The organism is Glutamicibacter sp. JC586, from assembly GCF_009805585.1.
In the GTDB taxonomy this organism is placed as follows: Bacteria; Actinomycetota; Actinomycetes; order Actinomycetales; family Micrococcaceae; genus Glutamicibacter.
In genome coordinates this window covers 47,878-59,511 of sequence record NZ_VHIN01000010.1, presented here as the reverse complement: position 1 = coordinate 59,511, position 11,634 = coordinate 47,878, and the positions used below count along the sequence as shown (strand labels likewise).

Here is an 11,634-nt window from a genome sequence, read left to right as displayed (position 1 = left end):
GCGTTCTAGCGAGTGTCCGTATCTTCAAATATCAGGTGCGTCTGGGTATCCAACACCGTAGGCAAGGCCTGTAATTCTTCAAAAACTACGCGGCGTAAGTCCAAATTGTCCTTGGCGCGCACTAGTAGAATCACGTCAAAGTTTCCTCCGACCAGACCAATGTGCTGCACTTCGGGGATGGACGCTAGATGGTCACGCAACTCCCGCCAGGAATGCTGACGTAGCTTAAGCGTGACGTAGGCGCTGGCTTTCAACCCAGCTTTCACCGGGTCGACAACGGCCGTATAGCGCGTGATTACCCCAGCTTCTTGCAGCTTGGCAATACGTGAATAAGCGTGGGCGCGCGAGACATGAACCTTCTGCGCAACGGTCGTCACTGACTGGCGACCGTCTTTGGTGAGTTCGGCCAAAATGGCGCGGTCAACCTCATCCAGTTTTAACTCCGCTTCCGCGGTCATGACTCTCCTTATCGATGTGTCTGACGGCTCAGGCCAAAACACATTTTTGTGAAACGATTCGTCTACGAGTATACGTATCTGAATCACAACTTTCCACGATTTAACCGCGGACTGGATACGGAATGCAATCCATACGCATAATTGGTTGCAAATGATATTGGGTGAACTGGGTCACAAGGGCGTGTGCCTGAGAGGACAGTCCAAAAGTAGGAAGGTGGGAGAACATGAGTGCGGAAGCAACCTTTGGACGCATCTCTGAAGTCAGCAAGAAATTCGGTATTACTCCCGAAGATTACATGTTGCCAGCTAGGCACATGATCAACCTATTAAATCCAGACGGGTCACTCCGTCCGGAGAATGAGCAGGGAACCGAACCTGGTCATGAGTATCCGTTGCCGAGCCCCGCTCGACTCATGGAAGCATACGCGGCACTGGTGAAGGGGCGTCGAGTCAACGACCAAAACTCTGCACTGGTCCGTCAGGGGCGCATGGCTGTCTACCCATCAAGCCATGGTCAAGAGGCCTGCCAGGTTGCTGCGGCCTTGTGCTTGGGGGAGAACGATTGGCTGTTCCCCACCTATCGAGACACCGTGGCAGTCTTGACCAAGGGTGTTGCACCAATGGAAGTCATGACGAGCTTCCGCGGCGAATGGCACTGTGGCTACGATCCCAAGGCCTACAAGTGTGCACCGATGTCCACTCCGTTAACTACCCAGTTGCTTCACGCGGTCGGCGTTGCTCACGCTGCCAAGCTCAGGGGAGAAGACACCGTTGTAGTTGCCATGTGTGGTGACGGTGCTACCAGTGAAGGCGATTTCCACGAAGCATTGAACTTCGCTGCGGTGTTCAACCTGCCGGTGATTTTCTTTGTACAAAACAACAAATATGCCATTTCCGTTCCGCTCTCGCAGCAAAGCGCCGCCCCCTCTCTAGCGCATAAGGCGGTGGGATACGGAATGGCCGGTGAGCGCGTTGATGGCAACGACCTCATGGCGCTGATGGCCATCATGACTCGCGCAGTACGTATGGCACGCGAGGGTAATGGACCGTTGCTCATTGAAGCTCACACCTATCGCATGCAAGCGCATACCAACGCGGATGACGACAAGCGCTACCGTGAGGACTCAGAAGTTCAAGGCTGGATCGCCAAAGACCCGGTCACTCGCATGAAGGCCTACTTGGAAGACGCCGGACTGCTTACTGATGCTGCGCTCAGCACCATCGCTGAAGACGCAGAAGTAGTTGCCAAGGCCCTGCGCGACGGCATGAACCAGGATGCTAATACTGATCCGCGTGAACTCTTCGAGCACGTTTATTCCGTTAAGAGCACTCAGCTCACCGAACAGCAAGCGTTGCTTGTTGACGAACTAGACCGCGAGGAGGCCTAGAATGACTGCCACGACATCGCGAGTTAATCCCAACGTTAGCGCCGCAACCGCACGTGCTGCGGCCAAGGCTGCTAACGAAAACCAGCCCGTCACTTTCGGCAAGGCACTGAATACCGCGCTGGCTGATTCTCTGGTCGCGGATGACTCTGTAGTTATTTTTGGTGAGGACGTAGGAACCCTTGGCGGGGTCTTCCGTATTACCGACGGGCTCACCGCCCGCTTCGGACCGGAACGATGCTTCGATACGCCACTGGCCGAGTCCGGCATCGTCGGAATGGCAGTGGGCATGGCCATCAACGGTATGCGCCCGGTCATTGAAATGCAGTTTGATGCTTTTGCTTACCCGGCCTTCGAACAGGTCGCCTCGCATGTTGCCAAAATGCGCAACCGCACCCAAGGCAAGCTGAGCCTGCCGATGGTTATTCGAATTCCTTATGCCGGCGGTGTCGGCGGGGTAGAACACCACTGCGATTCATCCGAAGGATATTACGCACACACCCCAGGGCTCAAAGTCTTCACGCCATCTTGCGTTGAAGATGCTTACCTGATGCTGCGTGAAGCGATCGATTCTGATGATCCAGTGGTGTTCTTTGAACCAAAGAAGCTCTACTGGTCCAAGGAACAAGTGGATCTTGAACAGCTGGCCCGGGATTACGACGCGAAAAAGAGCGCAAAGACTGAAGGTCAAGCCCGCATCGCCCGTGCAGGTAGCGACGCAACTTTGATCACCTACGGACCCAGTGTCTCCACGGCACTTGAAGCTGCAAAACTGGCCGCCGAAGAAGGCATCAACCTTGAAGTTGTTGATGTGCGAAGCATTGTGCCTTTCGATGACGATACGGTTTGCACCTCGGTGCGCAAGACTGGTCGCGCGATTGTCATCGCGGAAGCTCAAGGCTTTGCATCGGTAGCTAGCGAAATCGTGGCCCGTGTCCAAGAACGGTGCTTCCATTCTTTGGCTGCGCCGGTGTTGCGCGTGACTGGATTTGATATCCCATACCCGGCACCAACTTTGGAAAAGTTCCACCTGCCCAGCGCCGAACGAATTCTCGACGCTGTTGATCAACTCCAGTGGGAGGCGTAAATGAGTATCAAGACTTTCCTATTGCCTGACCTCGGTGAAGGGCTAACTGAGGCGGAACTTGTCCGTTGGATGGTTGCGTCCGGGGATAGCGTTGCCGTGGACCAGCCCATTGCTGAAGTTGAAACTGCCAAATCCTTGGTGGAAATACCATGTCCTTTTGAGGGAGTGGTCTCAACCCTTCACGGTGAAGCCGGGCAAATGATGCTGGTGGATGAGCCGTTCATCTCTGTGAACACTGGTGGCACCGGCGCAGTGTTTGATCAGGAGTCGGCCGGCGAGCGCGCGCAGTCCTACCGCGAGGAGGAGCTGGCAGGAACCCAAACGCCTAAGGATGATGCTGCGGTTGCTGGCGCTGGAGAGCAAGAGGATGAAGGTAGCGGCAATGTTTTGATCGGCTATGGGACTGGTTCAGCTCAACGGAAAACTAGCCGGCGACGTAAGCCACGTGGCCAAGGGGCAGGGGCAGCGGCCACGGTCCAGAGCCCGGTTGAAGCTGTCCGTGTCATCAACCCGCTGGTTCGTAAGCTAGCCCGCGAGCATGCAGTGGATATTTCCACAGTTCAGGGGACAGGTCCCGAAGGGCTGGTCTTGCGTACGGATGTCCAAGCGGTAATCTCCGGGACAAGTGAACAGAATATCCAGCAAAGTCCTCCTTCTGAACCAAATGTTGTCAGCTCTTCGACGAAGCCGGATGACTCCTCGAACACTGCAGACACGGATACACGTACAGGATTGCCAGTGGCTTCCTCGCAGGTTCTTTCAGGTGTACGTAAAACTATTGCTAACGCGATGAGCACCTCTCGTCGCGAAATTCCTGAAGCGACCGTCTGGGTGGATGTAGATGTCACAAAGCTGTTGAAACTGCGTTCAAAGATTAAAGAATCTGAAGCCCAGGCACCAAGTGTCATGGCGTTGATTTCGCGTTTCGCGGTGGCAGGGTTGCAACGCTTCCCAGAGCTGAATAGCCGTATCGATATCGAAGGCGATGGAAGTCTGCGCCATACCGTGTTTGAGGGAGTGAATCTTGGATTCGCTGCTCAGACCGAGCGCGGACTAGTGGTCCCCAACGTACGGGATGCCCACAAATTGAACGCGCAGGAGCTTTCGGCAGAGTTTGCTCGACTCGCTACAGTTGCCAGGGAAGGCAAAGCTGGGATCTCAGATTTGTCAGGTAGCACCTTCACCATCAATAACTATGGGGTGTTCAACGTTGATGGTTCAGCTGCGATCATCAATTATCCGGAGGCTGCAATTCTGGGGCTGGGACGGATCATTGAGAAACCGTGGGTGGTCAATGGAAAACTCAAGGTTCGTTCCATCTGTGAGCTGACGCTGAGCTTTGATCACCGTGTCTGCGATGGCGGAACCGCTGCTGGATTCTTGCGGTTTGTCGCTGACGCAATGACCGATCCTCAACGCGCATTGATTGCGCTGTAGTTAGTATTTCATTGATGCCCGTCGAACCTGTTGGTTTGGCGGGCATCATCCATATTGCTGATATTTCATTGGTTCTTGGTTATTTGTTTCCTAGTCATATCCGTATTGATAGGATCGAATGATAAGTATTTTGGTGCTCGGCGAACGATGAAGGACAGGTAATAGATGAGCCAGGCAAGACACGAAGTGCGAAACCGTCCATGGCTGTATACCTTGCTGTTCTTTCCCCTTGGCCTTGTCCTAGGCATTTACTTCCTAGTCGCTCACCAACTGCCAGATCTAACAGCGACGCACTGGACCGACAAATATCCTGATCAGTTCACTGACACCTCTGTCTTCGTATCAACGTGTATTGGCCTTATCGTGGTTGGTTCGGTGATCGGTCTGATTGCCTTGAGCCAGAGTCGTAAGCCTGGGCTGCTTCTGACCCTCCTCTTTGTCGGCAGTCTGCTGTCGTGGCTCACCGCTAGTGTTTTTATTGGATCTGCAGTGCCAACTGCACTCGCCGAAACACCTCAGAGTGCAGTGATCGGCTTGTGGATTCTGCCCATGATTGCGTGCTCACTAATTGGCCTGCTGCCGCTATGGATCTGCGGGGTGTATCAGTCTTATGCGAAGGAACTGCACAGCAAACGACAGGCACGGATTAACCAGGCCAGCGGCATCGCGACAGAACAGCCGAAGCAACCGCAACCGGCCCAGAACGGCGAGTTCAACGAAACCATGAAGGCACCATGGTGGCTATGGCTATTGGGCATTGTGATCGCGGGCGTGGGAATCTTCATTCTGATTCAACTGATCGTCCAACCGCACAGCGCTGATCTGGTGTCCGCAACATTTGGAATGGTTATTTCCTTGATTGTTTGTGCTCTGGTGCTGGGACTGTGCAGGGTTAGAGTGACGATATCTGATGACCGAGTAAGAGTTTCGTCAGCCGTTTTCGGATTCCCCTTGCGAACAATCAAGACCAACGAAATCATCTCCGTTGACAGTACCGAAATTGATCCGATGTCTTGGGGTGGTTGGGGCTGGCGATTCTTCCCTGGCGGGTCGGCAGTCGTCTTGAAGCGCCATGAAGGACTGGCCTTCGAGCTGAAGAATTCGACGCGATTTGCTGTCACTATCCCTAACTCGCAACCGGGTGCAGAGAAGATTCGATCGCTGCTACCGGCTGATAGTTAGGAGCCAGCGAACCGGTCCGGGATCAAGACGTTACTTCTTGAATGTTCTATGCGGTCCAAGGACTACAGAGCGCAGAACCAATCCAGAAGCTAAGGAAGCAGTGACGACGTGCGCAATGCCCAGGACTGCGTAGGTCAGTTGCAGGGGCTCAGAAATCTTTTGAATATGCGGATGGGGTAGCAGGAAAGATAATCCAATGATGGCGGCCCAGATGATGATGCTGGCTGCACCGACGTGCCTTGACCATCCGGTCTTGTTTACCTCGTGGCTCAGCGGTTGAATACGTTGTAGCACCGCGCTAGCAATAACTAGCCATAGGGCGGTGACCAAGAAACCAGCGGCAATGTCGCTGGGGCGATGCCAACCACAGATCAGTGTGGCTACACCGGTGATAGTGGCAAAGAGCCAAGCAACGGGTTGTATCACCGGGCGGAGTCTTGGCGGCGACATCAAATACATCAAACCCATGGATGCCGCCGCGGCCGCGGTGTGACCCGAAGGGAACGAGTTGCCCGTGGTGCCGAAATTGAAGTCTGGGCGAGTAAGAAATTCGTGCTTGAGCAATTGTGTTGAGCCCATGGCGGCTACCACGGAGATAATCGCGACGATCGCTCGAAGGAAACTTCGGTCACGAATCACCCGATAGAGCAAAAAGATTCCTGCAATGACTCCACAGATCACCGGGAGAAGATCAAGGAACTGGCGTATCGGATTTAAGAGTTCGGTGCGTGGCCACCATTGAGACCAAGCCATAAAACTTGCCTGATCAGCCCATTGGCCGCTTCTAAGCAGTACAAAGAAGGTGTACTCAATACAGAACATAGCAATCAAGAGCACTAGCGCCCACCACCACCGAATGTGGTGAGGGCGAACGGCTGTTGAATGGCGTGGCATGTATCTAGACTGTCACAAATACTGGTGCAAAGCTCACCCAAGAGCCCTGTAATGATGCCCACGCTCGCTAGGCTTAGTACATGAGCATTGAACTTCCACCATTAGCAGAAGTCTTGGCAAACTCTCATGTTGTTCGCCTACCTATGCGGGTCAAATTCCGTGGAATCTCCCAGCGAGAAGCGCTGCTCATCAAAGGCCCAGCAGGGTGGGGCGAATTCTCTGCATTTGGCGAATACGAGGCCGAAGAAGCCTCGCGATGGCTGGCTGCTGGAATTGAAGCTGCCTATCAGCCCTTCCCAGAACCGTTGCGCACCAAGATCCCGGTCAATGCCACCCTGCCAGCTGTCCCTGCCAACGAGGTAGGTTCGATTCTTGACCGCTATGATGCGCCACATACGATCAAGATCAAAGTGGCAGAACATGGACAAGACCTCCAGCACGATGTTGCCCGAGTCGCCGAAGCGCGCCGGCTCTACCCGGATGCGGCTCTCCGGGTAGATGCCAATATGGGCTGGGACATTGATGAAGCAGTACACGCACTGAGAAAGCTCAGCGAGTTTGACCTGCAGTACGCAGAGCAGCCGGTCCCAGGCATTATCGGTTTGGCTCAAGTTCGTGAAAAGCTGCGCAATGCCGGTATTGAATTAAAAATCGCTGCCGACGAAGCAGTTCGCAAACACACCGATCCACTCGAAGTCTCCCGGTTGGGCGCCGCTGACCTAATGGTGATCAAGGCACAACCATTGGGCGGAATCCAAGCCGTATTGGAGATTGCCAAGCAAGCCGAACTCGACGTTGTGGTCTCCAGCGCACTAGATACATCGGTCGGACTGGCTCAGGCAGCGGCACTGGCCAGTGCGTTACCAGAATTGCCCTACGCCTGTGGACTATCTACCGGAACATTGCTGGCCGATGACGTGTGTGCAGATCCTTTGCTTGCCACCGCAGGATTCCTTCCCGTGCGTCGCATCGAAGCTGACGTTCAAAAACTACAACAACACCGCCCTGAGGATTCGCGGATTCAGTGGTGGGAAAAAAGAGTTGCGCAGTGTTATGAGCAACTGACTCGCGCCTAGTGACACCCGGTACGGAGCACCATCAATTTCCCTGTCGTTTACCTTGAGGTCGTGTTTTGCACACTTCCAGGTGAAAGCCTCATATCGCGTCATTCCCCTGACAGCGAGCCCCAACTGAGGAAGTGATGGATCATGAATCCAACCCGTACCCTTTTGCCAATGCTAGGCCACACCCGTGGAGGTCGTTCCGCAGCTACATGCCACTTCAAGTGTGGAGATGCCTGCGTTAAACCGGATTGCAATACTTCAGACAACAGCTACTTCAAGGACATTGCCGACAAGGCGATGTCGCGTCGAAATATCCTTGGCCTAGGCGCTGTCGGTGCATCAGCGCTAGTAGTTGGACCACAGTTCTTCGGTGCGTCGGAAGCCAGTGCAGCTACGTTAGTTCCGATGAAAAACGGCTCCAATAAAGGTGGCAAGCTCGCTTTTGACGCTATCGAAGCCGTATCGCGGTCGGTCGATGACCTGACTGTGCCTGAAGGCTACGACTGGGCTCCAATTATCCGTTGGGGTGATCCACTGTTTAAGAACACCGCACAGTTTGATGCGAACAAGCAGAGCGCCAAGAAGCAGGCCGAACAGTTCGGCTACAACAACGATTACTTGGACATCATCGTTGATAAGTACTCGGGCCGTACCGGCGTCTTGGTGGCTAACCACGAGTACACCAACGAAGACATGATGTTTGACGCGGCATGGTTTGAAGCGAACAAGGACGAAGCACGCCGCATTGCCATGAACGCCCACGGCTTCTCCGTGGTTGAGGTTAAGCGCAAGAAGAATGACAAGCAGTGGAAGTACGTTCAGGGTGGGGAGCGCAACCGTCGCATCACCGCACAGACTGAATTCAAGGTTGATGGGCCAGCAGCGGGCAGCGACCTGCTCAAGACCGTGGCTGACCCAACAGGAACCAAGGTTCTAGGTACGCTGAACAACTGCTCTGGCGGCACCACCCCATGGGGCACCGTACTTTCCGGTGAAGAGAATATCGACCAGTACTTCCGCGGCAAGGGCACTGCTGAGGAAGCCCGCTACGGCATCGGCGCCAAAGCTACCGAACGCGGTTGGGAAGACACCGACCCACGCTTTGGCCTGAATCACGAAGGCTACGAGAACGAAGCCAACCGTTTCGGCTGGGTCATTGAAATTGATCCGCAGAATCCAAAGTCCACCCCGGTCAAACACACCAACTTGGGTCGCTTCAAGCACGAGGGCGCCAACGTACGCATTGCCAAGAACGGCAAGGCCGTTGCTTACTCGGGCGATGACTCCCGCTTTGAGTATCTCTACAAGTTCATCTCCAAGGGCACCTATTCCAAGCATGATCGCAAGGCGAACATGAACCTTCTTTCCGAAGGTGATCTGTACGTTGCCAAGTTCTCCGGCAACTCACCAGTCAGCGAAATTGATGGCAGCGGACAGCTTCCTTCAGACGGCGCTTTCGACGGCACCGGAACCTGGCTGCCACTGGTCAAGGGTGGCGTCTCTAAAGTTGAAGGCATGAGCGTTGAAGAGGTCTTGGTCTACACCCGCCTGGCCGCAGATAAGATCGGTGCAACCAAGATGGACCGCCCAGAGGACGTGGAGCCAAGCCCCGTCTCAGGCAAGCTCTACGTAGCGCTGACCAATAACTCGGACCGTGGCAAGGAAGGCAAAGAAGGCGCCACCGAGCCCAACCCGCGCGTCTCCAACCGCGATGGCCACATCCTGGAACTGACCGAAGCCGGCAACGACGCCACCAGCACCAAGTTCACTTGGAACATTCTGCTGGTAGCAGGTGACCCAAAGGTCAACGGCTCTACCTACTTCTCGGGCTACCCGACCGATAAGGTTTCGCCAATTTCCTGCCCAGATAACCTGGCCTTTGATTCCAAGGGAAACCTGTGGATCTCCACCGACGGTGCACCAAGCACCATCGGCTACTCCGATGCTCTGCACAAGGTGACCCTGACCGGCAAGAACCGGGGCCGTGTTGAACAGTTCTTGGCTGTACCAACCGGTGCCGAGACTTGTGGACCTCTGATTCACGACAAAGACAACTCGGTGTTCGTCGCGGTGCAGCACCCCGGAGAAGGCGGAACCTTCGCTTCTCCAGCGTCACTCTTCCCTGATTTCCTTCAGAACCCTGCAGCCTCCGGTGCTGGCAAGTTCTACGGCCCTCGACCAACCGTGGTGCAGGTCTTCAAGAATGTGGATAACAACGGTAAGGGAAAAGGCAAAGGTAGGAACAAGTAGCCTCACCCTTCGCACAAACTAATGCACCAACGGCCTCCGAGAATTTTCCCGGAGACCGTTGGTGCCTTGGCGTATCGTCACACTGCCACCAAGCGCGGCAAGGCATAGACTGGGACTACTGCCTGAGTTGAGGGATCAAAGGAGTCATACCGCGTGGGAATGCAACAACCCAAAGAGCAACTTGCCATGACCACGGCGCGTGAAGTTCTCTCAACGCTCATCAGAGCCGGATTCCATGACTTGGTAATTTCTCCAGGATCTCGAAGCGCACCACTTGCCTACGCCGCAGCTGAAGCAGAATACGCAGGACTCATCAGGATCCACGTGCGAATCGATGAACGCTCAGCGGCTTTCATGGCGTTGGGCTTAGCGCAGAGTACCAAGACTCCGGTGGCAGTAGCTGCCACCAGTGGCACCGCTATTGGCCAGATGCTGCCGGCTGTTATGGAAGCCAACCACACCGCCACACCACTACTTATATTGTCTGCAGACCGTCCCGATGAACTTCACGGGACCGGTGCCAGCCAAAGTACCAAACAAAAAACTCTGTTCGGTGAGCACGCCCGTTTGGCCTTGAACGTATCGGCGGGCCAGCACCCTGCTGAGCAATTACGCCAAGCCCTAGCTGCGCTCGCCGGTGATGACACCACTCCGGCCGGGCCGGTTCAGCTGAACTTGCAGTTCCGTGATCCGCTAATTCCTGAAGAATCCGAGCGCATTGATGATCAGCGATGGACGAACATTGAACCGGGGGACTGGTCGATGGGTCGACCAGAGGCAACGCAGCAAGCTACGGTGAGAACATCCACCCTCATAGATGATTTGCTGCGACGACGCACCGTGGTGGTAGCCGGGCATGATGCGGGGGAGCAGGCTCAAGAATTTGCGCGGCTAATGGGCCTTCCGCTTTTTGCTGAACCATCGTCCAACGCACGTTTTTCCGCTCACGCTATCACCCACTATCGCCCCTTGATTTCCGTGGGGGCACAATATATTGATCGTGTTGTACTCTTTGGTCGTCCCACGCTCAGCCGACCGGTGGCCAAACTCTTGGACAACCCCGAAATCAAAAGCGTTATCTGGCAGCCACAGCCGGTTGCTTGGTATGAGTCTGGACGTCGACGCGAGAAGCCGGTGGATGATTGGGCAGAACTCCAAGAATTTGCTGGGGTAGCCGAACCCGGCTGGCTGACCGCCTGGCAAAGCTTGGACACCCAAGCAGAAGCCCTGAGAACTCAAGTGCGATCAGAGAACGGCATCAACGGCTTGGCTGTTGCCCAGGTGATTTGGGAGGACCAGCCGGAAACTCTGTTACTAGGCTCATCAAATATCGTGCGCGATTTCGACCTAGCGGCCAAAAGTCTGGAAACTTCGCGATCACAGATTTTTGCGAATAGGGGATTGGCTGGGATTGACGGAACCATCTCAACTGCCTTGGGCCTAGCCGTGGGAAGCGGACAGCGCACCGTGGCGGTGATGGGAGATATTACTTTCACTCATGACGCTGGCGCTCTGGCTTGGACCCCGGGTGAGACTGAGCCACGGTTGGATGTGGTGGTGTACAACGATGGTGGTGGCGCGATTTTCTCCACCTTGGAACATGGGGCCGTTGATGACTCCGGCCGGTATGCCACCGCGGTGGAGCGATTGTTCGCCACCCCACAACGCTTGAACCTTCAGGACCTAGCCACCGGTTATGGATGGGAATACGAACAGGTATCTTCCGCTAGGGAACTTGCACAAATTCTTGATGCGCCAAGCACGAAGCCACTTCGACTGATCGAAGTGCCAGCATCACGGCAAAGCCTTCGGGCAGAGAATCTGGCGCTGAATGAAAAGATCGGTCAACTTCCGTGGCCGCAAGGCTAGCGACTTGC

At 54.9% G+C, this 11,634-nt stretch carries 9 protein-coding genes; 7 read left to right on the top strand and 2 right to left on the bottom strand.

From position 1 onward, the window contains the following. Positions 1-5: 5 nt before the first annotated feature. Positions 6-458, bottom strand: coding sequence for an Lrp/AsnC family transcriptional regulator (locus tag FJV47_RS08235; RefSeq protein WP_159611890.1), 453 nt, complete (start codon positions 456-458; stop codon positions 6-8). A gap of 224 nt (positions 459-682) precedes the next feature. On the opposite strand from FJV47_RS08235, the gene FJV47_RS08230 reads away from it, so the two are divergent. The 4 genes from FJV47_RS08230 (at position 683) to FJV47_RS08215 (ending at position 5,549) form a co-directional block, all read left to right on the top strand. Beyond that, positions 683-1,846, top strand: a complete 1,164-nt coding sequence (locus tag FJV47_RS08230; protein WP_159611888.1) for a thiamine pyrophosphate-dependent dehydrogenase E1 component subunit alpha — start codon at positions 683-685, stop codon at positions 1,844-1,846. 1 nt (position 1,847) lies between these two features. Beyond that, positions 1,848-2,930: an alpha-ketoacid dehydrogenase subunit beta gene (locus tag FJV47_RS08225; RefSeq protein ID WP_159611886.1), complete on the top strand. Its 1,083-nt coding sequence runs from the start codon at positions 1,848-1,850 to the stop codon at positions 2,928-2,930. Further along, positions 2,931-4,367, top strand: coding sequence for a dihydrolipoamide acetyltransferase family protein (locus FJV47_RS08220; protein ID WP_159611884.1), 1,437 nt, complete (start codon positions 2,931-2,933; stop codon positions 4,365-4,367). Between the two features lie 165 nt (positions 4,368-4,532). Then, positions 4,533-5,549: a DUF3093 family protein gene (locus FJV47_RS08215; RefSeq protein WP_159611882.1), complete on the top strand. Its 1,017-nt coding sequence runs from the start codon at positions 4,533-4,535 to the stop codon at positions 5,547-5,549. A gap of 30 nt (positions 5,550-5,579) precedes the next feature. On the opposite strand, the gene FJV47_RS08210 is transcribed toward FJV47_RS08215, so the two are convergent. Next, positions 5,580-6,443, bottom strand: a complete 864-nt coding sequence (locus tag FJV47_RS08210) for a phosphatase PAP2 family protein (RefSeq protein ID WP_159611880.1) — start codon at positions 6,441-6,443, stop codon at positions 5,580-5,582. Positions 6,444-6,523: 80 nt separating this feature from the next. Here FJV47_RS08210 and FJV47_RS08205 point away from each other — a divergent pair, with 80 nt between their 5' ends. From FJV47_RS08205 to menD, 3 genes are all read left to right on the top strand, one after another. Beyond that, the gene (locus FJV47_RS08205; RefSeq protein ID WP_159611878.1) at positions 6,524-7,519 is read left to right on the top strand and encodes an o-succinylbenzoate synthase; all 996 of its coding nucleotides are present in this window, start codon (positions 6,524-6,526) and stop codon (positions 7,517-7,519) included. A 132-nt stretch (positions 7,520-7,651) separates the two neighbouring features. Continuing rightward, complete coding sequence (locus tag FJV47_RS08200) at positions 7,652-9,757, top strand: PhoX family phosphatase (RefSeq protein WP_159611876.1); 2,106 nt, start codon at positions 7,652-7,654, stop codon at positions 9,755-9,757. Between the two features lie 159 nt (positions 9,758-9,916). Beyond that, complete coding sequence (menD, locus tag FJV47_RS08195) at positions 9,917-11,626, top strand: 2-succinyl-5-enolpyruvyl-6-hydroxy-3-cyclohexene-1-carboxylic-acid synthase (protein WP_159613079.1); 1,710 nt, start codon at positions 9,917-9,919, stop codon at positions 11,624-11,626. Positions 11,627-11,634: the final 8 nt, after the last annotated feature.

What these genes read in the sequence shown, in the direction of transcription:
- FJV47_RS08220 (WP_159611884.1), top strand. Translation starts at nt 2,931, where the DNA reads ATGAGTATCAAGACTTTCCTATTGCCTGACCTCGGTGAAGGGCTAACT.
- menD (WP_159613079.1), top strand. Translation starts at nt 9,917, where the DNA reads ATGCAACAACCCAAAGAGCAACTTGCCATGACCACGGCGCGTGAAGTT.
- FJV47_RS08205 (WP_159611878.1), top strand. Translation starts at nt 6,524, where the DNA reads ATGAGCATTGAACTTCCACCATTAGCAGAAGTCTTGGCAAACTCTCAT.
- FJV47_RS08210 (WP_159611880.1), bottom strand. Translation starts at nt 6,443, where the DNA reads ATGCCACGCCATTCAACAGCCGTTCGCCCTCACCACATTCGGTGGTGG.
- FJV47_RS08225 (WP_159611886.1), top strand. Translation starts at nt 1,848, where the DNA reads ATGACTGCCACGACATCGCGAGTTAATCCCAACGTTAGCGCCGCAACC.
- FJV47_RS08235 (WP_159611890.1), bottom strand. Translation starts at nt 458, where the DNA reads ATGACCGCGGAAGCGGAGTTAAAACTGGATGAGGTTGACCGCGCCATT.
- FJV47_RS08230 (WP_159611888.1), top strand. Translation starts at nt 683, where the DNA reads ATGAGTGCGGAAGCAACCTTTGGACGCATCTCTGAAGTCAGCAAGAAA.
- FJV47_RS08200 (WP_159611876.1), top strand. Translation starts at nt 7,652, where the DNA reads ATGAATCCAACCCGTACCCTTTTGCCAATGCTAGGCCACACCCGTGGA.
- FJV47_RS08215 (WP_159611882.1), top strand. Translation starts at nt 4,533, where the DNA reads ATGAGCCAGGCAAGACACGAAGTGCGAAACCGTCCATGGCTGTATACC.